Source organism: Sutcliffiella horikoshii (genome assembly GCF_008180725.1).
Taxonomy (GTDB): Bacteria; Bacillota; Bacilli; order Bacillales; family Bacillaceae_I; genus Sutcliffiella_A; species Sutcliffiella_A horikoshii_B.
In genome coordinates this window covers 575,929-595,627 of sequence record NZ_VTEV01000005.1, presented here as the reverse complement: position 1 = coordinate 595,627, position 19,699 = coordinate 575,929, and the positions used below count along the sequence as shown (strand labels likewise).

The 19,699-nt window shown below is 44.7% G+C and carries 21 protein-coding genes, 2 rRNA genes and 1 riboswitch; of the genes, 14 read left to right on the top strand and 9 right to left on the bottom strand.

Features of this window, described 5'->3' with window-relative positions:
• The 3 genes from FZC76_RS15305 to FZC76_RS15295 all read left to right on the top strand — a co-directional run.
• Positions 1 to 270 (top strand): 23S ribosomal RNA (locus FZC76_RS15305); the annotation flags it as partial.
• Positions 271 to 357: 87 nt separating this feature from the next.
• Positions 358 to 474: ribosomal RNA gene (gene rrf / locus FZC76_RS15300) — 5S ribosomal RNA — on the top strand.
• A 481-nt stretch (positions 475 to 955) separates the two neighbouring features.
• Positions 956 to 1,492: a P-loop NTPase family protein gene (locus FZC76_RS15295; RefSeq protein WP_148989018.1), complete on the top strand. Its 537-nt coding sequence runs from the start codon at positions 956 to 958 to the stop codon at positions 1,490 to 1,492.
• 25 nt (positions 1,493 to 1,517) lie between these two features.
• Here FZC76_RS15295 and FZC76_RS15290 read toward each other — a convergent pair whose 3' ends face one another.
• The 8 genes from FZC76_RS15290 to FZC76_RS15255 form a co-directional block, all read right to left on the bottom strand.
• Positions 1,518 to 2,294, bottom strand: coding sequence for an ABC transporter permease (locus FZC76_RS15290; protein ID WP_148989017.1), 777 nt, complete (start codon positions 2,292 to 2,294; stop codon positions 1,518 to 1,520).
• A complete protein-coding gene (locus FZC76_RS15285) occupies positions 2,291 to 3,187 on the bottom strand; it encodes an ABC transporter ATP-binding protein (RefSeq protein WP_148989016.1) in 897 nt (298 codons plus the stop codon). Before FZC76_RS15285 ends, FZC76_RS15290 begins: the two co-directional genes overlap by 4 nt.
• A 12-nt stretch (positions 3,188 to 3,199) precedes the next feature.
• Positions 3,200 to 3,391, bottom strand: a complete 192-nt coding sequence (locus FZC76_RS15280; protein WP_148989015.1) for a PLD nuclease N-terminal domain-containing protein — start codon at positions 3,389 to 3,391, stop codon at positions 3,200 to 3,202.
• Positions 3,391 to 3,612 (bottom strand): transcriptional regulator, encoded by a 222-nt coding sequence (locus FZC76_RS15275; RefSeq protein ID WP_148989014.1) that lies wholly within the window; start codon positions 3,610 to 3,612, stop codon positions 3,391 to 3,393. Before FZC76_RS15275 ends, FZC76_RS15280 begins: the two co-directional genes overlap by 1 nt.
• The gene (locus tag FZC76_RS15270; protein WP_262372633.1) at positions 3,609 to 3,950 is read right to left on the bottom strand and encodes a YxlC family protein; all 342 of its coding nucleotides are present in this window, start codon (positions 3,948 to 3,950) and stop codon (positions 3,609 to 3,611) included. The genes FZC76_RS15275 and FZC76_RS15270 overlap by 4 nt, the downstream gene beginning before the upstream one ends.
• Positions 3,928 to 4,479 (bottom strand): RNA polymerase sigma factor SigY, encoded by a 552-nt coding sequence (sigY, locus tag FZC76_RS15265; protein ID WP_148989013.1) that lies wholly within the window; start codon positions 4,477 to 4,479, stop codon positions 3,928 to 3,930. Before sigY ends, FZC76_RS15270 begins: the two co-directional genes overlap by 23 nt.
• Before the next feature lie 237 nt (positions 4,480 to 4,716).
• Entirely contained in the window at positions 4,717 to 5,790 is a 1,074-nt protein-coding gene (locus FZC76_RS15260; RefSeq protein ID WP_148989012.1) for a peptidyl-alpha-hydroxyglycine alpha-amidating lyase family protein, read from the bottom strand.
• A gap of 254 nt (positions 5,791 to 6,044) precedes the next feature.
• Entirely contained in the window at positions 6,045 to 6,494 is a 450-nt protein-coding gene (locus FZC76_RS15255) for an Hsp20/alpha crystallin family protein (protein WP_148989011.1), read from the bottom strand.
• A gap of 287 nt (positions 6,495 to 6,781) precedes the next feature.
• On the opposite strand from FZC76_RS15255, the gene FZC76_RS15250 reads away from it, so the two are divergent.
• Positions 6,782 to 8,029 (top strand): MFS transporter, encoded by a 1,248-nt coding sequence (locus FZC76_RS15250; protein WP_148989010.1) that lies wholly within the window; start codon positions 6,782 to 6,784, stop codon positions 8,027 to 8,029.
• 83 nt (positions 8,030 to 8,112) lie between these two features.
• Here the strand turns inward: FZC76_RS15250 and FZC76_RS15245 are convergent, their stop codons facing one another.
• Positions 8,113 to 9,651, bottom strand: a complete 1,539-nt coding sequence (locus FZC76_RS15245) for a glycine betaine uptake BCCT transporter (RefSeq protein WP_148989009.1) — start codon at positions 9,649 to 9,651, stop codon at positions 8,113 to 8,115.
• Between the two features lie 211 nt (positions 9,652 to 9,862).
• Here FZC76_RS15245 and FZC76_RS15240 point away from each other — a divergent pair, with 211 nt between their 5' ends.
• The 10 genes from FZC76_RS15240 (at position 9,863) to purF (ending at position 19,686) form a co-directional block, all read left to right on the top strand.
• Positions 9,863 to 10,417, top strand: coding sequence for a DUF2179 domain-containing protein (locus FZC76_RS15240; RefSeq protein ID WP_168865648.1), 555 nt, complete (start codon positions 9,863 to 9,865; stop codon positions 10,415 to 10,417).
• On the top strand, positions 10,381 to 10,587 hold the full coding sequence (locus FZC76_RS15235; protein ID WP_060664022.1) for an NETI motif-containing protein: 207 nt from the start codon (positions 10,381 to 10,383) through the stop codon (positions 10,585 to 10,587). Before FZC76_RS15240 ends, FZC76_RS15235 begins: the two co-directional genes overlap by 37 nt.
• 102 nt (positions 10,588 to 10,689) lie before the next feature.
• A riboswitch (purine riboswitch) is annotated at positions 10,690 to 10,790 on the top strand.
• A 292-nt stretch (positions 10,791 to 11,082) separates the two neighbouring features.
• Positions 11,083 to 11,571, top strand: a complete 489-nt coding sequence (gene purE, locus FZC76_RS15230; protein ID WP_148989007.1) for a 5-(carboxyamino)imidazole ribonucleotide mutase — start codon at positions 11,083 to 11,085, stop codon at positions 11,569 to 11,571.
• Complete coding sequence (purK, locus tag FZC76_RS15225) at positions 11,555 to 12,709, top strand: 5-(carboxyamino)imidazole ribonucleotide synthase (RefSeq protein ID WP_148989006.1); 1,155 nt, start codon at positions 11,555 to 11,557, stop codon at positions 12,707 to 12,709. The genes purE and purK overlap by 17 nt, the downstream gene beginning before the upstream one ends.
• Positions 12,706 to 13,998, top strand: a complete 1,293-nt coding sequence (gene purB, locus FZC76_RS15220) for an adenylosuccinate lyase (RefSeq protein ID WP_148989005.1) — start codon at positions 12,706 to 12,708, stop codon at positions 13,996 to 13,998. Before purK ends, purB begins: the two co-directional genes overlap by 4 nt.
• Before the next feature lie 426 nt (positions 13,999 to 14,424).
• The gene (gene purC, locus FZC76_RS15215; protein ID WP_262372632.1) at positions 14,425 to 15,150 is read left to right on the top strand and encodes a phosphoribosylaminoimidazolesuccinocarboxamide synthase; all 726 of its coding nucleotides are present in this window, start codon (positions 14,425 to 14,427) and stop codon (positions 15,148 to 15,150) included.
• A complete protein-coding gene (gene purS / locus FZC76_RS15210) occupies positions 15,143 to 15,397 on the top strand; it encodes a phosphoribosylformylglycinamidine synthase subunit PurS (RefSeq protein WP_064100235.1) in 255 nt (84 codons plus the stop codon). Before purC ends, purS begins: the two co-directional genes overlap by 8 nt.
• Positions 15,394 to 16,080, top strand: a complete 687-nt coding sequence (purQ, locus tag FZC76_RS15205) for a phosphoribosylformylglycinamidine synthase subunit PurQ (protein WP_148989004.1) — start codon at positions 15,394 to 15,396, stop codon at positions 16,078 to 16,080. Before purS ends, purQ begins: the two co-directional genes overlap by 4 nt.
• Positions 16,064 to 18,286 (top strand): phosphoribosylformylglycinamidine synthase subunit PurL, encoded by a 2,223-nt coding sequence (purL, locus tag FZC76_RS15200; RefSeq protein ID WP_148989003.1) that lies wholly within the window; start codon positions 16,064 to 16,066, stop codon positions 18,284 to 18,286. The genes purQ and purL overlap by 17 nt, the downstream gene beginning before the upstream one ends.
• Positions 18,271 to 19,686: an amidophosphoribosyltransferase gene (purF, locus tag FZC76_RS15195; protein ID WP_148989002.1), complete on the top strand. Its 1,416-nt coding sequence runs from the start codon at positions 18,271 to 18,273 to the stop codon at positions 19,684 to 19,686. Before purL ends, purF begins: the two co-directional genes overlap by 16 nt.
• The last annotated feature ends 13 nt before the right edge of the window (positions 19,687 to 19,699 follow it).

The following is a 19,699-nucleotide window of genomic DNA, read 5'->3' as shown; positions in this document are numbered from 1 at the left end:
GGAAATTTGAGAGGAGCTGTCCTTAGTACGAGAGGACCGGGATGGACGCACCGCTGGTGTACCAGTTGTCTTGCCAAAGGCATAGCTGGGTAGCTACGTGCGGACGGGATAAGTGCTGAAAGCATCTAAGCATGAAGCCCCCCTCAAGATGAGATTTCCTTTTACTTCGGTAAGTAAGATCCCTGAAAGATGATCAGGTAGATAGGTTCGAGGTGGAAGCATGGCGACATGTGGAGCTGACGAATACTAATCGATCGAGGACTTAACCCAAATAAGTATTGAAATAAGTGAACGATATGAATTTCTTGATACGAACACATTATCTAGTTTTGAAGGATCAACCTTCAACTRAATATGTCTGGTAATGAWGGCGAAGAGGTCACACCCGTTCCCATACCGAACACGGAAGTTAAGCTCTTCAGCGCCGATGGTAGTTGGGGGATCTCCCCCTGTGAGAGTAGGACGTTGCCAGGCAAATTCATAGGAAACCAGTGCTTATTAGATTAGGCGCTGGTTTTTTTTGTGTTTTAGAAGTTTGGACAGAGGGGAGTAATGTGGATGAAGACAATTTGAAGGGGATATATTTCTTCAGATTGACTTCATTGGGGGTATGAAGACATTTTTGAATGGGAGATTTGCTCCAAATTATCTTCATTATGGTTATGAAGACAATTTGGCAGAGGAATTCTTCTTGAAAAGGTCTTCATGGATGCTATAATTACCCATCAAAGGCGAGGAAATCAGGATTGAAGTTTTTATAGATGCTATAAAGACCTATCAGAGGCGAGCTATTCGAGCAATGAGGTCTTTATACACAGTATAAAGACCACCTAGAAGAAAGATTTTAACTTTAAAAGTCTTTATCTAGACTCCATCCCCCTAGATTTTCCAACAGATCTCCTCTATACTAAATATCCTAAACATAGAACGTACATAAAAGAGAGGGGAATCAATAATGCAGCGCATAATGGTTATAGGGGTATCGGCAGGAGCTGGGAAATCCACATTTGCCACCAGACTTGGAAAAGCTTTAGATTTAAAAGTCTTTCATCTGGATGCGTACTTTTGGAAACCAGGCTGGATGCAAGCAAGTATGGAGGAATTCACACAATTGCAACAGGAAATGATAAAAAATCATAGCACTTGGATCGTTGAAGGGAACTATACAGCTACTTTTGATTTAAGAGCTGAAAAGGCCGACACCATCATCTATTTGGAGCTTCCATTAAGGGTTTGTTTGTATAGGGTAATAAAGAGATGGCTGACTAACCTTGGGAATAAGCGTCCTGATCTTGGGGGTGAGTGTACGGAGAGGATGGAGTGGGCTTTCCTTAAGTTTATTATCACCACTTATCGGGCAAGGAAGAAAGCGATGAAGAAGAGGCTGGATTTTTATCAAGAAGACAAGTTGGTAATAAGGTTAAAAGGGAAAACGGCCATCGAATATTTTTTACAACAAATAGAAAAACAAAAGAGTAGCTCGGCTTCCTAAATTAGGGCCGATAGCTACTCTTTTTTTAAAACTGTTCAAATCTCTTAAAGTTGAAGGTTGCCAATAGGACGAGCAGTAGGGAAAGGCAAAGTGTAGCTGTAATAACGAGCAGGCCGTTTTCAAGAAGTTCCCCTTGTATAAGAATGGCAGTTGCGTGTTCTCTTAGCTTGGCTGGACTCCATTCCATAAATTTGGTGAAGAGTCCTGTGGAAACAGTTAAAAGTGCAAGGAAAGAGACGCTGACACCGGCAATGCCTCCTGAGGTGCGGATCAAAGTTCCTGCAAAGATGGTAACAGAGATAATCAAAAAAATCCATAAGCTATAGACGCCAAGGCTTGCGAGCATGATGTCCCAGTCTACTTGGTTGAATAGTAGATTAGTATAGTACCACGTTAGCACATAGCTGAGTAGCAGGGATGTTAGAGCAATGACTAGTTGTGCGGTCCATTTACTTAGGATGTACTGATATGGCTGGACAGGACGGGCCATGACGAGAGTGAGGGTGCCAGTCTGTCGTTCAATCGAAATCGCACTCATGCTTGCTAGCACAAATAGAAGCGTGGCAATGGTGCCGTATTGTCCGAGTGTACCTGCAAGAACCTCTTCTCCGGAGGGAGTGGGGATCTCAATGACAGCTCCTTCTGGCAGGTTACCGGCTGATTCGATGATTTGCGGCATATAGTAGCTGGTTAATGGTTGGGAGATGCCGATGATCATGATGACAATGGGTAGCCAAATCCATTTTCCGTTGCGCATGCTTTCTTGCATTTCTTTTATAAAAAGAGTGGAGAAGTTTTTCATCGGTTCATCACCTTCATATATGCGTCTTCAAGGGAATCTTGCACCTTTTCATAGTGTGATAGGGTGAGCTGGTTGTTTAGTATTTTTGATAAAATAGTTTTGCTGCGGAAGGCCCTTTCGTTTACATAGATGGTGGCAGTGTGTGTGTCGATATAGTCAATAGATTCTATGCTTGGAATGCCATCTAATTGTCCAGTGAGTGGCTCTTCTGTTTTTATTTTTATAGCAGAAGTGGTGTGTTCGGACCTTAATGCTTTTAGGCTGCCGTCCCACTTGATTTGGCCTTCTTTTAGCATGATGACGGTGTCGCAAACCTGTTCAGCATCATGTAGGACATGGGTGGAAAACAGGATGGTCATGCGGCTTTTTAATTCAGTGAGAATTTTTAAGACATCGCGTCTTCCGTCAGGGTCAAGCGCCGAAACGGGTTCGTCGAGAATTAGGAGTTCCGGGTCGTGCAATAAGGCTTGCGCAAGGCCCAGGCGTTGTTTCATTCCACCGGAGAAGCCGCCTATCCGTTTGTTTTTTACCTCTGTTAAGCTGACAAATTCAAGTGTTTCTTCAATTCTAGATTTAAGTTTAGCCTTTGGGATGTGTGAAAGGTTTCCCGCAAACTGCATATATTCTTTTGGTGTCATCCAGGAAAAGAAGGAAGGATGTTGGGGCAAGAATCCGATTTGGTGTCGATAGTCCTTCCCGTTGCTTTGAGTAAAACGGATTGTACCAGCTGTTGGTGTAAGAAGCCCCGCAAGCATTTGTAGAGTCGTCGTTTTTCCTGCGCCGTTTGGACCGAGAAGAGCGACACAACTTCCTTTTTCTATGTGAAAAGAAATGCCTTTGACGGCTTGGTGCTGCTTAAATGTTTTTGTTAAGTTATTGATTTCAAGTAACATATTGGTCGCTCCCTAGTCGTTTTTGCGCCCGATAATAAAATAAAGAATAGGGCCGATAGTAGTGATGAAAAGTATGATGAGGGCCCAGGCCCATTTCGGTCCGTTCGTTTGTTCTTGACGGCTAAGGCTGATTAAGGCCGTGATAATCAAAATAAGTTGCAAAACGATTAGTGGTGCAGCAAGTGACCAGTTGATGTTTTCCATTAGAATCCTCTCCTCTTTTGTTTCTTGTTATGTGGGTAGAACACGAATAGCAGATAGAACAGGGTAGGCAGTGGGAATTGAATTAATCCCCAGATTCCCCAAAACCATGCGTAGCTGCCTTTTTTCTTAGCGTCAATGAATAGCAAAATGCTTTGTGTCAACAGAACAGGAATGAGCCATGGCAGAATGGTGTATAGTTGGTCCAGTTTTTCTGGCGTCATGACAATATGCTTCCTTCCTGTTTAGCTTTATTTTTTTGCAGGAAGTAGAGAATGATTGGTGCTAAGACGAATGCAGACACTTGAATGATGATAAATAGCATGGGTGCTTGCAACATGGCTGTTGTAAAGGCTGTTAAAAGGATAAGTGCCGTGATGACAAAAATGCTGAGCTCCTTTTGGAAGGCTTTACGTTTCGCCGATTTTGCCAGATGAAGTTGTTCCTGCATTTGGTGAGCTGTAGGGATGGGAGGTGACCCTAATTCATCTAGTTGCTGCCAGTCTTTGTGAAGTTTTGTTAGAAGTTCCTTTTCTCTCTTATCCTGTTGACTCATCGTCATGGTCCCACTCCTTTCTTAGCGCTTTGATACCATTGTGCACTCTTGATTTTACAGTTCCTGTTCTGATGCCAAGCATGGTGCCGATTTCCTCATAGGTGTAACCGTAATAATGTCTCAGTAAAATCGGTGTTCTTGTTTCTGGAGGCAGCTGATTGAAGTCTGAGAACGTATCGCTCCACTCCATTCCGTTTGACTTTGAGCGGAAGGTGAGCTGTCTGGATAGAACATGTAGGAGCCGGTTGGCTTTTTTCTTCTCTCGCTCTCGCTTCCGGATGGAGTCGATGTAGAGCCTTGAGGCAATCGAGATCATCCAGGTGGAAAACTTCCCTTCTCCTTTGAACGAGGCGAGATTGGTGTAGCATTTCATCATCGTTTCCTGGGCCAGGTCGTTGCTCGTTTCTTCGTTCAGTGTTAGTTTGAGCAAGTATTTATATAGAAAAGAATAGTGCTTCTGAAATAGCTGCGTGAAGGCATCGTCGTCGCCTGTGATTGCCCCTTGTATCAAATAAATATCTTCTTCCTGCTCCAAATCGATGCCTCCTTTCTTAGCGTTTTCGTTTGTTCAACCATAAGACGCTGCGAGTTCATAAACCGTTCATTTTAATTTTAATTTTTTTTCGGGGATACCTATTTCACTTACTAAACTTACCTAAAACCCATATAAAAAACCCCTTCTGGGTGAAGGGGGATAAGGATGGAATGGTTAACTTATATAGTATTCGACGTCGGAAAGGAAATTCCTAGAGGGGTCTGACCCCTTATTCCCTTATTCTTCATTTTTTTTCGCAAACATCTGCAGGCGGTTGTTGCGGAGTTCTGCGACGTAGATGTTTCCCTTTTGGTCGACGGCGATGTCGTGTGGGATGTTGAGTTGGCCGAGTGCGGTGCCATAGGTTCCGAATCGTTGTTTGATTTGGCCATCGTTGTTGAGAATGACGATTTGGTGGGTGCCATCTCCGCTTTTAGGATAAAGGGTATCGCCTCCGTCCGCTACATAGATGGAGCCTTTACTGTCTGCTTCTATGCCAAAGGGTCTTCCTAGTTCGCTTTGGTCCCAATCTTCAATATAATCTCCTTCATGGGTGAAGATTTGTACTCTAGCATTGCTGCGGTCCGCCACATAGATGTGTTGGTCATCACTACTTATTCCATGTGGAAGATTGAATTCTCCAGCACTGGTGCCTAGTTTATTTTTTTCCCATAAGAACTGGCCGTTTTTATCAAATTTTACGATGCGACGGTTTCGGTATCCGTCACTTACCACAAAGGAACCATCCTGCAACACAGTAACATCTGTCGGTCTTGCGAAGGTTGACTTACTCATTCCAGTGGGGAAGTTGGATAGTTTGTTACGTATTCTAAGGACAACTTCCATATAAAAAGGATAGTCGTCCCCAAATTCTTGAACCAATTTTCCGCCTGGTGAAAATTTATATACTTTGTTTAGAGAGATGTCGGTGATCCATATATTGTCTTTATGATCTATTTCTAGACCGTGGGGGGATAGAAATTGATTTTCTCCCCATTTTTCTTTCACTTCTAAGGTCTGTCCATCTAGTACAATGACTGTTGGTTCTTCAATGATTTTTTCTCCGCCATAGTTGGCACTGCCTCTGTGCAGATAGTAAATATCTCCACTTGAGTTAACTGCAACCCCGCTAGCCTCTCCGGCCATTTTTTTGTCATCTACGGTTTTTGGCCAAAGGATTGTTGGCTCAAATTCTTCAGGTATGGGTTGTGCAGGTGCATGATCTTTATAGATAGTATCCACTCCACCACGGTTGAACCATAGTGTGAGAGCGAATATAAGAATGATGCTGATAATAATTAGTTTCTTCATATTAAGCGTATTGGTCTCCTTTTAAAATGTTGTACATCTGGTTTTGGTTTCCTCATTTAAAAGTTTACGTTACTGAGCATATTCTCCACAAAGGGCCACAGATATATTTAAAGTAAGACTCGGGACGTATCTCAACTAAAAAATGGCCAAGCTCCAAGAACAGAAGCTGGCCATCTTGAATATAACTCTAACCTTTAGTTATTCGACGTCGAAGCGGAAATTCCTAGAGGGGTCTGACCCCTTATCACTTATTTTTATCCCTTCTCCTTGTTCACCCCGCCCCTCACATAAATCTGGCGTTTGGTGTCGCTTATGATGTGGCGGTGGAGTTGGATGAGGAGGAGGCCGTTTTCGTAGGTGGCGTCTACTTTGTCGTCGCGGACTGGGAATGGGAGTTCGAAGGTGCGTTGGAATTCGCCTTGTGCAATCCCTTCTTCAATGAGCTCGTAGCCTTGGATGTTGAGGTTGATTTGGCCTTTTACTTCAAGTTGTTGCGGGCGGATAAACAATTGTACTTGTTCTGGGTTTACAAGGCCAGGAAGGCACATAACACAGAGCAGCTCATTTTCTTTTTTGTAAAGATTGGTCTGGGTCTGCATGTTTTCAAAGTATGGCTCAAACCCGTTCCAAAACTCGTCTCCGAAAAACTGATCCCACTGTTTGCGCCAGTCTCCCATATTTTTAAATTGATTAAATGGCATCATCAGCAATCACGCTTCCTTTCTACTTCTCTTTGCCTATATGATATGCAAGGTTAAGTGGGTAAGTGCCTATGAGTCATCTTAAGCCTGTGTCTGGATGTTTCCTGTTTGTCGATTTTCTATTAAACACAGTAAAGGAAATACATGGTATATTTTATAGTGGAGGTGTTTGAACATGTCAAAAAACAATACATGGATTTTTAACAAAAACACAAAGGGAAAAACAACGTAATAGCAAGTGACGACTAACGATTAAAACCGTGTTGTTGCTTGCTGGAAAGTAGGTAACAATGAACACATTGGAAACAAAGCATGTGTATTACACTATGCATTTTATTATTTCGCTTGCGAGCTCTATCATGTTTACCACGTATGCGATCTATTATATTGAAGAACTAGGTTTGAATCCTTTACAGCTAATATTGATTGGAACGGCCATTGAGTTGACAGTTATTATATTCGAAAGTGTAACGGGAGTGGTGGCTGACACCTACAGCAGGAGATTGTCGATTATTATTGCGACATTCATCTTAGGTGCTGCTTTTATTTTTGAAGGAAGTATCCCTTACATGAACGGCGGTATTGTAGTTGCAGGAGTGTTGTCTGCGTTTGTGCTATTACTCATTGGAGAGTTCATTCGCGGAATCGGAGAGACGTTCCTTAGTGGAGCGGATCAGGCATGGCTGACAGATGAAGTAGGGGAAGAGGCAGTTGCCAAAATATTTGTGCGAACAAATCAACTCCGGCTTGTTGCAAGCCTTATCGGGATCATCATCAGTGTAGCATTTGCAAGCATCGCGCTGAATCTTCCTTATCTGGCAGGAGGGGCACTCTACATGTTGCTTGGCATCTTCTTGTGCATTTATATGAAGGAAAAGAATTTCGAGAGAGTGGAACATGCTAATGTGAATCCGTTGAAAGCAATGTTCGGCACGTTTATTTCTGGTGTGTCTTTTATAAAAAACAAGCCGGTACTTATTATGCTGTTAGTGGTGACGGTATTTATCGGTGCAACATCTGAGGGCTTTGACCGCCTTTGGGAGGCACATCTGTTGGAAGCATTCACCTTCCCAAGCATCGGTTCATTTGATACGGTTGTATGGTTTGGAATCATTCATTTCGTCGGTACGTTAATCAGTATTGGTGCGATGGAATGGTACCAACGCAGATTTGATGTGAATCAACCAAAGGTGATCAGATACAGCCTGTTCTATTTAACAATTGCACAGATTCTTTTCATGATTTTCTTTGCGGTAACACCGTATTTCTACCTATCTATCTTTTGTTTCTGGATGCTCGGCATCATCGGCTCCATCACTGCACCAATGTATCAGGCGTGGCTGAACCAACAGCTAGAAAGAAAATCCCGAGCTACTGTCTTATCCATCATGGGCCAAGGCAACGCGGTCGGGCAAGGACTAGGAGGCCCGTTTGTGGGAGTCATCGCAACCAGATACTACATTCGTACCGCGCTAGTCCTTAGCGCCATGCTGCTGCTTCCGGCTGTTGTTTTATATGGTAAAGTGATGAAGAGGTAAAGAGGGGTCTGACCCTCACTACGTTAAAGCGCTAAAACCCCGCCTCGTGAAAGGCGGGGTTTTACTTATCTTAGTTATGTTTCTTAGTCCTTCTTCTCCACATTCATCGGCTTAGTAACATTGGTGAATTTTTCGCCTTTGAATGATTTCATGAGGGAGAAGACCATGAAAATCATGATGATGGCGAATGGGAAAGCGGCGATGATGGAGGCGGTTTGGAGTGCTTCTAGTCCGCCTGTCCAAAGCAGGATCGCTGCAGCCGCCGATTGCACAAGCCCCCACACAAACTTGATGGAGTTTGGTGGATGCAGGCTGCCGTTGGTTGTTTGCATGCCAAGTACAAAGGTTGCTGAATCTGCTGAAGTGATGAAGAAGGTGCAGATCAGGAAAATGGCAAGCCCGGACATGATCATTCCAAGCGGATAGTTTTTCAAGACAGAGAAAAGTGCGACTTCCATGCCAGACTCTGTAATGACACTATACACCGGAATCCCTTCAAAATACTCCAAGAATATCGCAGATCCTCCGAATACGGAGAACCATAGTCCGCCGAAGATGGTTGGAACCAATAATACTCCAAGCAAAAACTCACGAATTGTACGACCACGTGAAATGCGGGCGATGAATGTACCTACAAATGGTGCCCAAGCGATCCACCATGCCCAGTAGAAAATGGTCCAATCCTGAACCCATGAATTATCTGCGTCAAACGGGAACAAACGGAAGCTCATGGATGGCAGATTTTGAAGGTAGCTTCCAACGGTTGTTGTAAACAGATCCATAATGAAATTGGTTGGACCTGCGAACAGCAAGAACAACATTAATGATATAGCGAGCACGACATTCAGGTTACTCAAGTATTTGATTCCCTTATTCAACCCTGTCTGTGCCGACAACATAAACAGTACTGTCACCACTGCTATCACGATCAGTTGAGTCGTGATATTGTTTGTGATGGCCGGGGTGACGCTTGAAAGGCCACCACTGATTTGGATAGCTCCGAGCCCAAGGGAAGTAGCAACTCCAAAGATTGTAGCGAAAACCGCAATAAAATTAATGAAGGTACCAAGATTGCCATCGACTCGATCACCTAAAAGTGGTCGTAAGATGGAGCTGATAACTCCTGGTGAGCCTTTTCTAAACTGGAAATACGCTAATGCGAGCGCAATGACAGAATAGATGGCCCAAGGATGCAGTCCCCAATGGAAAAATGAATAGCGCATTGCTACCCTGGCCGCTTCAGCCGTCTCCCCTTCTCCGGTCGGTGGGGCGAAAAAATGATACATCGGCTCTGAAGCACCCCAAAATACTAATCCGATACCCATCCCGGCACTAAATAACATCGCAAACCATGTGATGTAATTGTATTCCGGTTCGTCCGTGTCTTTGCCAAGTTTAATACGGCCGAATTTAGTGAATATAAGAATAATGCTAAACAACAAAAATCCTGTTGCAGTCAACAGGTAAAACCAACCGAACTTATCCACTATAAAACCTTGTACAGCTTCTGTTACAGGCTTTAAAGCGGCGTCTCCCAACATGCTTGCGGGAATTACACCCCAAATGATGAATAAGACAGCAACTATAATAGAAACAATAAATACAGGGGTTGTTTTCTTCAAAATGTTTTCACTCCTTTAATGATTTCTCATCACTTCTTTCATAGGTTAAGTATTTGTTACAAAAACGTCAGCTATACCATCCTAACACTTATGGGACTTTAGTCCAATTAATTTACCTTAAGTGTTTACAGGTTATAGCAGGTTCCATTAGAATTAGTTACTAGATTTAGGCATCTAGGAGGCAGGTATCTTGCTTGAAAATAGTTTAGTTATGGTAGCAATCATCATCATTATCAATATTGTCTACGTATCATTTTTTACGATTCGAATGATTTTGACTTTAAAGGGGCAGCGTTACTTGGCTGCAGGAATCAGCATGGTAGAGGTTGTCATTTATGTGGTTGGTCTAGGCCTGGTACTGGACAATCTGAATGAAATTCAAAACTTGGCTGCCTACGCACTGGGATATGGTGTTGGTGTTATTGTCGGAATGAAAATTGAAGAAAAACTGGCGCTTGGATACACCACCGTAAATGTCATTACGAAGGAGTATGACAAGGATCTGCCAAAGCTTTTGCGTGAAAAAGGGTACGGGGTGACAAATTGGCAGGCAAATGGGCTTGAAGGCGACCGAATGGCTATGCAAATTTTAACGCCTCGAAAATACGAAGTGAGCTTGTATCATGCCATCAAAGAGCATGACCCTAAGGCATTCATCATTGCCTACGAACCAAAAACCATTCACGGTGGTTTCTGGGTAAAAGCTGTAAAGGAAAGGAAAATTAAAGAATGGGTAAGACGCCGCGAAAACGAAAGTTCGAAGTAATGGAAAATGAGACGATCAGTGAATGCCTCGACCGAATGGCAAAGGAAGGCTACATGCCCTCACGCCGGATGGAAGAGCCCATTTTCCAAGAAACCGTAAAAAATGGACACAAAGAAGTGCATCCAATTGGAAGAAAAATAGTATTTGAAGGCAAATTAATTGAAAAATAACACCAAAATACGAACGTTAATCGACAAACAAACTACATTGTTCATGATTTCCATTGACATTAACGAAAATTGACGGTAAGATAAACGTAGATGAAAACGAATTAAAAACAAATAATGAAACCTCATATAATTTTGGGAATATGGCCCATAAGTCTCTACCCGACCGCCACATTGGTCGGACTATGAGGGGAAGTTAACACCATCTATGTTTTTCATGGCGACTAAGTTTGTTTACCTATGCTAATGAAAGCCCAGATGGACTGCTTTCCCTCCTCAAACAGGGACAGTCCATCTGGGCTTTTCTGTATCTAAAAGTTTCTGTTAAACGCCGCTGTTTCTTTCCGCAAAAGGCTTCGCTTTCCGCGGGGCGACCTTGAGCCTCCTCGGCAAGTCTGCGGGGTCTCAAGCACCGTCCCGCGGAAAGCGAACACCTGGAACGAAAGGAAACAGGGAGTCAAACAAATAACCATTCAAATCAAAAAGGGAGGCAACAAAATGAACGCTATTGTTGGAGTGATCATGGGAAGTACTTCCGATTGGGAAACAATGAAACACGCATGTGACATGCTTGACGAACTACATATACCATACGAAAAGAAAGTCGTATCCGCACATCGCACACCAGACCTCATGTTCACCTACGCAGAACAAGCAAGAGAAAGAGGCCTAAAAGTCATCATCGCCGGAGCGGGAGGAGCAGCCCACCTACCTGGAATGGTAGCAGCAAAAACGACGCTCCCAGTAATCGGCGTACCGGTTCAATCCAAAGCACTAAACGGCCTCGACTCCCTGCTCTCCATCGTCCAGATGCCTGGCGGAGTTCCAGTCGCAACCGTTGCCATCGGAAAAGCCGGCGCAACCAATGCAGGCCTACTTGCAGCACAAATGATCGGCGCTTATGACAGTAATACGGCAGAACGCCTTCAAGCACGAAGAGACGCAACAGAACAACAAGTGATAGAAAGTAGTGATCAGCTTGTTTAAACATATCGTACCACCAGCAACCATCGGAATCATCGGCGGCGGGCAATTAGGTCGGATGATGGCCCTATCAGCAAAAGCAATGGGCTTTAAAATCGCCGTTCTTGACCCAACACCAGATTCACCGTGCGGTCAGGTTGCAGACATTGAAATCACCGCGGCATTCACTGATATGGAAGCGATTAAAAAACTTGCATCGCTATCCGATGTTGTCACATATGAATTTGAAAACATCGATTATGAAGCATTGACTTGGCTAGAAGAGAACGCTTACTTACCACAGGGAAGCGAAGTGTTGAAAGTCACCCAGCATCGCGGGACCGAAAAAAGAGCAATTGAAGCAGCCGGCCTTCAGGTTGCACCTTTTATGGAAGTAACGACAAAAGCAGAGCTTCATGAAGCCATTCAGAAAATCGGTTATCCAAGTGTCCTGAAAACATGCCGATTCGGTTATGACGGCAAAGGGCAGGTAGTGTTGAAGGACGAATCAGCTCTCGAACAGGCTGCAAAACTTTTCGATCATGGCGAGTGTGTTCTAGAAAAATGGATTCCTTTTGTAAAAGAAATCTCGGTTGTAGTAGCACGAAGCACAACAGGTGAAATCAAAGCATTCCCTGTCGGTGAAAACGAACATAGAGAAAATATTTTATATAAAACAATCGCACCTGCAAGGGTCGACCAGATTCTAGAGATGAACGCAATCCAAAGTGCGATGACATTAGCAAGGCACTTCAACCTTATCGGAACACTGGCAGTGGAAATGTTCGTCTTAGAAGATGGTACCTTCTATATAAATGAACTGGCACCAAGACCGCACAACTCTGGACACTATACGATGGATGCATGCGAGACTTCACAATTCGAGCAGCACATCAGAGCAGTAACTGGAATGCCACTTGGAAAAACAACCTTATGGAAGCCATGCGTTATGGTTAATCTATTAGGGGAGCATGTGGACGCGGCGATTGAGCACATCCCACATTATGAAAATGCCAAGCTTCATTTATATGGCAAACACGAGAAAAAAGAGAAACGAAAAATGGGACATATCAATATTTTAGCTGATACAATAGAACAGGCTTTGGAGCAAGAGGCTTCCTGGCAGATATGGAACACAGTTGAACGGAGGATTTTAACATGATTGAACGTTATACAAGACCCGAGATGGGCGCGATTTGGACAGAAGAAAACCGATTTCAGGCTTGGCTTGAAGTAGAAATCTTGGCTTGTGAAGCATGGGCAGAGCTTGGGGACATCCCAAAAGAAGACGTTAAGGTACTTCGTGAAAAAGCATCCTTCGATATCGAGCGAATCAAAGAAATCGAAGCGGAAACTCGTCATGACGTGGTTGCTTTTACAAGAGCGGTATCTGAAACACTTGGAGACGAGAAAAAGTGGGTGCATTACGGTTTAACTTCCACAGATGTAGTCGACACAGCACTTTCTTACCAGCTGAAGCAGGCTAATGAGATCTTACTCGCTGACATCGAACGCTTTGTTTCTATTTTAAAAGAAAAAGCGCAAGAGCATAAGTACACGGTCATGATGGGCCGTACACACGGTGTGCACGCAGAGCCTACAACATTTGGTTTAAAGCTTGCCCTATGGTATGAAGAAATGAAACGTAACTTAGATCGTTTCAAACAAGCCGCAGAAGGCATCGAGTTTGGAAAAATCTCCGGTGCAGTTGGAACATATGCCAACATCAATCCGTTTGTAGAAGAGTATGTGTGTGAAAAGCTAGGCCTAAAACGAGCACCAATCTCTACACAAACTTTGCAGCGTGACCGCCACGCTCACTACTTAAGCACACTGGCATTGATTGCAACGTCTATTGAAAAATTTGCAGTCGAAGTTCGCGGACTACAAAAGAGTGAAACACGCGAAGTGGAAGAATTCTTCGCAAAAGGTCAAAAAGGATCTTCCGCAATGCCACACAAACGTAACCCAATTGGTTCGGAAAATATGACAGGCCTTGCACGTGTGATCCGCGGGTACATGATGACGGCTTACGAGAATGTGCCACTATGGCATGAGCGCGATATTTCGCATTCTTCAGCAGAGCGAATCATCTTACCGGACAGCACGATTGCATTGAACTACATGCTGAATCGTTTTGGCAACATCATTAAAAACTTGACGGTGTTCCCGGAAAACATGAAGCGCAACATGGACCGCACTTTGGGTCTTATCTACTCTCAACGCGTACTGCTTGCGTTGATTGATACTGGTATGTCCCGTGAAGAAGCGTATGACACAGTTCAGCCAAAAGCGATGGAAGCATGGGAGAAGCAAGTCCATTTCCGCGAGCTAGTGGAAGGCGAAGAGAAAATCACGTCCCGTCTGACACCGGCACAGATTGAAGACTGCTTCGACTACAACTATCACCTGCAGCATGTTGATACGATTTTCGACCGACTAGGGCTGTAAAAGATAAATTGGTGGAGCACCGCTGTTGCTTTCCGCACTGGGCTTCGCTTTCCTAGGGGCGGTGCTTGAGCCTCCTCACAACGCTTCAGGGGTCTCAAGCTACCGCTATCTCCCTCAGGAGTCTTCGCCCTTTGCTCCAAGCAACAGCTAGGTTGTCTCGTGATATTTGAAATACCGTTCATACAAAGTGATTCACCCTGGTGATTGGAGTGCAAGTTGTGAGACTCCTCAAAAATGCTAGCGCATTTTCTTCGTGCGATGAATCGCTGACGAAGCATTCCTTGTCCTGCGGGAGGAAGGGACAGGGGAGACCCCACAGGCGAAGCCGAGGAGGCTCCCGGACCGCCCGCGGAAAGCGAACAACTGGAACGGAAATCAACAGGGAGTTTAACGAAAACCCATCTCTTTTTTACAGGAGGCAAACCCATGACCTTGCAAAAGCAGGAACTACTATACGAAGGCAAAGCAAAACTGGTTTACTCAACAACTGACGAAAACATCGTTTGGATCCAATATAAAAACTCAGCCACCGCCTTCAACGGCGAAAAAAAAGCCGACATTACAGGCAAAGGCCGTTTGAATAACGAGATTACTAGCTTACTATTTTCCATGCTCACCGAAGCCGGAATCGAAAACCACTTCATCGAGCGCAAGTCCGAAACAGAACAGCTCGTGAAAAAAGTCGACATCATTCCACTTGAAGTCGTGGTCCGTAACATCACTGCCGGCAGCATGGCAAAACGACTTGGAATCGAAGAAGGCATCACACTCGAGCAGCCAATCGTTGAGTTTTATTATAAAGATGACTCACTGGGAGATCCGCTCATCACTGAAGATCATATCCAGCTTTTAAAGCTTGCAACACCTGCAGAAGTGGACATTTTGAAGCATGTAGCGCGTAAGGTCAACGCAGTATTATCGGAATTTTTCGGAAATAAAGGTTTGAGATTAGTAGATTTCAAGCTGGAATTTGGTAAAACGAATGACGGGCGAATCATCTTGGCAGATGAAGTGTCACCGGACACTTGCCGCCTGTGGGATAAGGAAACGAATGAGAAACTTGATAAAGATGTGTTCCGCAGAAATCTTGGAAGCCTGACAGATGCATACGAAAAAATACTAGCACGTATCGGAGGAGAGCAGCATGTATAAAGTGAAGGTATTTGTAACGTTAAGAGAGAGCGTTTTAGATCCACAAGGAACAGCAGTGAAAAGTTCGCTTCACAGTCTTTCTTATAAAGAGGTCGAGGAAGTTCGTATCGGAAAATTTTTAGAGTTGACGATTGCAAAATCTGACCGTGACTTAGATGTGTTAGTAAAAGAAATGTGCGAACGTCTATTAGCAAATACAGTGATTGAAGACTTCCGTTATGAGGTGGAGGAGGTAGTTGGATCGTGAAATTTGCAGTCATCGTGTTTCCGGGCTCCAACTGTGATGTAGACATGTACCACGCAATTAAAGACGAGCTTGGGGAAGAAGTCGAGTATGTGTGGCATGATGCAACGAATTTAGAGGAGTATGACGGAATTTTACTTCCAGGTGGATTTTCTTATGGGGATTACCTAAGATCTGGCGCAATTGCACGCTTTTCCAATGTCATGCTTGAAGTACAAAAAGCAGCAGAAGCTGGTAAGCCAATTTTGGGCGTATGCAACGGGTTTCAAATTTTACTGGAGTCAGGTCTTCTTCCAGGGGCAATGAGAAGAAACAAGAACTTAAAGTTCATGTGCCGTCCGGTGGAGTTGAAAGTGGTGAACAATGAGACGATGTTCACATCGGGGTATGAAAAAGATGAGATTATCACCATTCCCATTGCGCATGGGGAAGGAAATTACTATTGTGATGAGAAAACTTTAGGGGAATTAGTAAGCAATGGGCAAATTGCTTTTTCCTATAATGGTGACAATCCAAATGGTAGTCTACATGATATTGCAGGGATTGTAAATGAAAAAGGAAATGTACTTGGTATGATGCCACACCCGGAAAGAGCGGTTTCTGAGCTGTTAGGCAGTGCAGATGGCGTTAAACTCTTTCAATCTATCGTTCGTAATTGGAGGGAATCACATGTCGTTACTTCTTGAGCCAAATCCAGAGATGATCAAAGCGGAAGGCATTTACCGTGAAATGGGACTAAGCGATGAAGAGTTCCTAATGGTAGAAAAAATTCTTGGGCGTTTGCCAAACTACACAGAAACCGGGTTATTTTCGGTAATGTGGTCGGAGCATTGCAGTTACAAGAATTCCAAGCCGGTATTGCGCAAGTTCCCAATTGATGGACCGAAAGTATTGCAAGGTCCAGGGGAAGGTGCCGGAATCGTGGACATCGGTGACAATCAGGCAGTGGTGTTTAAAATTGAGAGTCACAATCACCCGTCTGCCATCGAGCCTTATCAGGGTGCAGCAACAGGTGTCGGCGGAATCATCCGTGATGTCTTTTCGATGGGTGCACGTCCGATAGCGTTATTGAATTCTTTGCGCTTTGGGGAACTAACATCTCCGCGTGTGAAATATTTGTTTGAAGAAGTGGTGGCAGGAATCGCCGGCTACGGAAACTGTGTGGGCATCCCGACAGTTGGCGGCGAGATCCAGTTCGACCCGGCTTATGATGGCAATCCACTTGTGAATGCAATGTGTGTGGGTCTGATCAATCATGAAGATATTAAAAAAGGGCAGGCAAAAGGTGTCGGTAATACGGTCATGTACGTTGGGGCAAAAACGGGACGCGACGGGATTCACGGGGCAACTTTTGCATCGGAAGAGCTTTCTGAAGCATCGGAAGAGAAACGTCCAGCGGTTCAAGTTGGCGATCCTTTTATGGAAAAATTATTATTGGAAGCTTGCTTGGAGATTGTGAAATGGGATGGCCTTGTTGGAATCCAAGACATGGGAGCGGCTGGTTTAACTAGTTCTTCTGCAGAAATGGCGTCAAAGGCAGGTTCCGGAATTGAGATGAACCTTGATCTTGTGCCTCAGCGTGAAACAGGCATGACTGGTTATGAAATGATGCTTTCTGAATCCCAAGAGCGCATGCTGATTGTAGTGGAAGCTGGACGTGAGCATGAAGCGCACGAAATCGTTTCTAAATATGGCTTAGAAGCTGTATCTATTGGAAAAGTGACGGATGACAAAAAACTGCGCCTTGTTCATAAAGGTGAAGTGATTGCAGATGTACCGGTCGATGCGCTTGCTGAAGAAGCTCCTGTATACCATAAGCCATCTAGCGAACCTGCGTATTATCGCGAGTTCCAGGAGATGGAGGTTGCGGTACCTGAAGTAGCTGACTACGAAGAGACTTTGGTGGCTCTATTAAAACAACCGACCATTGCAAGCAAAGAGTGGGTTTATGATCAGTATGACTACCAAGTACGTACTAATACAGTGGTGGTGCCTGGCTCTGATGCGGCAGTTGTTCGTATCCGTGGAACGGAAAAAGCATTGGCGATGACAACGGATTGTAATTCCCGTTATCTATATCTAGATCCAGAAGTCGGCGGAATGATCGCGGTTGCTGAAGCGGCACGTAATATTGTGTGTTCTGGTGCGAAGCCATTGGCAATCACAGACTGCTTGAATTTTGGTAATCCTGAAAAGCCGGAGATCTTCTGGCAGATCGAAAAAGCGACAGATGGCATGAGTGAAGCGTGCCGCAAGTTAGAGTCGCCAGTAATCGGTGGAAATGTATCCTTATATAACGAAACAAACGGTGTGGCTGTTTACCCAACGCCAGTTGTTGGTATGGTTGGGTTGATTGATGATTTGAAGCATGTGACGACTCAGGAATTCAAGAACGAAGGCGACCTGATTTATGTAATTGGGGAAACGGCTTCTGAGTTTGGTGGAAGTGAGTTGCAAAAGCTTACGTATGGCAAGATTTTTGGGAAGGCACCTGCAATTGACTTAGATGTGGAAGCTAGACGTCAGGATGAGCTATTGGCGGCAATTCGCTCGGGGTTAGTTGCTTCTGCTCATGATGTGTCTGAAGGTGGAGTAAGTGTGGCTTTGGCTGAGAGTGCAATGGGTGCTAGTGGACTGGGTGCTTCCGTAACGCTTACGGGTGACATGACTTCTGCACTGTTCAGTGAAACACAATCACGTTTTGTGGTAACGGTTCGTCCGGAAAATCAAGAGGCGTTTGAAGCAGCAGTGGCGGATGCTAGTTTTGTAGGAACTGTTACTGCAACCGGTAATCTTCATATTGAATCGGCATCCCGTGAAGTTGCAATCCATATGTCTGTGGACGACCTTCGCGATGCTTGGAAAGGAGCTATTCCATGCTTGCTGAACTAAAGGGCTTGAATGAGGAATGTGGGGTGTTCGGGATTTGGGGACATCCCGAGGCATCCCAGATTACCTATTACGGTTTGCATAGCTTGCAACACCGTGGCCAAGAAGGTGCAGGGATTGTTTCAACAGATGGAGAGAAGCTTGTAGCGGTAAAAGGGGAAGGCCTTGTGAACGAAGTGTTCGGTAATGGTAGATTGCAAGAACTTGGCGCTGGAAAAGCTGCCATTGGCCATGTCCGTTATGCAACGGCAGGGGGCGGCGGCTATGAGAATGTGCAACCTTTATTGTTCCACTCTCAATCTGGCAGTCTTGCACTAGCGCACAATGGAAATCTCGTAAACGCAAATGCGCTTAAGCATCAGCTTGAGACGATGGGGAGTATTTTACAAACAACCTCTGATACGGAGGTTCTAGCTCATTTGATTAAAAGAAGTGGCTACACGTTGTTGAAGGATCGTGTGAAAAATGCGTTGTCAATGTTAAAGGGTGCGTATGCCTTTTTAATCATGACAGAGACGGAAATGATGGTTGCGCTTGACCCGAACGGTTTGCGTCCACTGTCACTTGGCCGTTTGAATGATGCTTATGTTGTAGCGTCTGAAACCTGTGCGTTCGATGTAGTCGGAGCGGAATTTATCCGCGATATCGAGCCAGGGGAGCTGCTGATTATCGACAATGGCGGCTTGCATTCTGAGCGGTTCACCTTGCATACCCAACGTGCGATGTGCAGCATGGAGTACATTTATTTTTCCAGACCAGACAGCAATATTGATGGCATTAATGTGCATACAGCAAGGAAAAGTCTTGGCAAGCAACTGGCGATGGAGTCAGGTGTAGAGGCCGATGTGGTAACTGGTGTACCGGATTCCAGTATTTCAGCAGCAATCGGTTATGCAGAACTTTCAGGCATTCCATATGAACTAGGCTTGATTAAAAATAGATATGTAGGACGTACGTTCATCCAGCCTTCCCAATCATTGCGGGAGCAGGGTGTGAAGATGAAGCTTTCTCCTGTGCGCGGGGTCGTGGAAGGCAAGCGTGTCGTGATGGTCGATGATTCAATCGTCCGCGGAACGACGAGCAGAAGGATTGTAAGGATGCTTCGCGAGGCAGGTGCGACTGAGGTGCATGTGCGCATCAGTTCACCACCGATCAAGAATCCTTGTTTTTACGGAATTGATACTTCGACACATGAAGAATTGATTGCCTCTTCTCATTCTGTAGAGGAAATGCGTGAGATCATAGGCGCGGATTCACTGGCGTTTTTGAGTCCTGGTGGTATGGTCGAAGCGATCGATCGCCCGTTTGACGGAGAAACTCGCGGACAGTGTATGGCATGCTTTACCGGCAAGTATCCGACGGAGATTTTTCCGGACACGGTGCTGCCGCATGAGAAGTGCTAGGGTGGAAGGCTCG

Excerpts from the sequence above, each read along its gene's own strand:
- FZC76_RS15240 (WP_168865648.1), top strand. The coding sequence starts at position 9,863 with ATGGTAGCAATCATCATCATTATCAATATTGTCTACGTATCATTTTTT.
- FZC76_RS15295 (WP_148989018.1), top strand. The coding sequence starts at position 956 with ATGCAGCGCATAATGGTTATAGGGGTATCGGCAGGAGCTGGGAAATCC.
- purL (WP_148989003.1), top strand. The coding sequence starts at position 16,064 with ATGTCGTTACTTCTTGAGCCAAATCCAGAGATGATCAAAGCGGAAGGC.
- FZC76_RS15250 (WP_148989010.1), top strand. The coding sequence starts at position 6,782 with ATGAACACATTGGAAACAAAGCATGTGTATTACACTATGCATTTTATT.
- FZC76_RS15260 (WP_148989012.1), bottom strand. The coding sequence starts at position 5,790 with ATGAAGAAACTAATTATTATCAGCATCATTCTTATATTCGCTCTCACA.
- FZC76_RS15280 (WP_148989015.1), bottom strand. The coding sequence starts at position 3,391 with ATGGAAAACATCAACTGGTCACTTGCTGCACCACTAATCGTTTTGCAA.
- purB (WP_148989005.1), top strand. The coding sequence starts at position 12,706 with ATGATTGAACGTTATACAAGACCCGAGATGGGCGCGATTTGGACAGAA.
- FZC76_RS15235 (WP_060664022.1), top strand. The coding sequence starts at position 10,381 with ATGGGTAAGACGCCGCGAAAACGAAAGTTCGAAGTAATGGAAAATGAG.
- purC (WP_262372632.1), top strand. The coding sequence starts at position 14,425 with ATGACCTTGCAAAAGCAGGAACTACTATACGAAGGCAAAGCAAAACTG.
- purF (WP_148989002.1), top strand. The coding sequence starts at position 18,271 with ATGCTTGCTGAACTAAAGGGCTTGAATGAGGAATGTGGGGTGTTCGGG.
- purS (WP_064100235.1), top strand. The coding sequence starts at position 15,143 with ATGTATAAAGTGAAGGTATTTGTAACGTTAAGAGAGAGCGTTTTAGAT.
- FZC76_RS15255 (WP_148989011.1), bottom strand. The coding sequence starts at position 6,494 with ATGATGCCATTTAATCAATTTAAAAATATGGGAGACTGGCGCAAACAG.
- FZC76_RS15270 (WP_262372633.1), bottom strand. The coding sequence starts at position 3,950 with ATGACGATGAGTCAACAGGATAAGAGAGAAAAGGAACTTCTAACAAAA.
- FZC76_RS15285 (WP_148989016.1), bottom strand. The coding sequence starts at position 3,187 with ATGTTACTTGAAATCAATAACTTAACAAAAACATTTAAGCAGCACCAA.
- purE (WP_148989007.1), top strand. The coding sequence starts at position 11,083 with ATGAACGCTATTGTTGGAGTGATCATGGGAAGTACTTCCGATTGGGAA.
- FZC76_RS15275 (WP_148989014.1), bottom strand. The coding sequence starts at position 3,612 with ATGACGCCAGAAAAACTGGACCAACTATACACCATTCTGCCATGGCTC.
- FZC76_RS15290 (WP_148989017.1), bottom strand. The coding sequence starts at position 2,294 with ATGAAAAACTTCTCCACTCTTTTTATAAAAGAAATGCAAGAAAGCATG.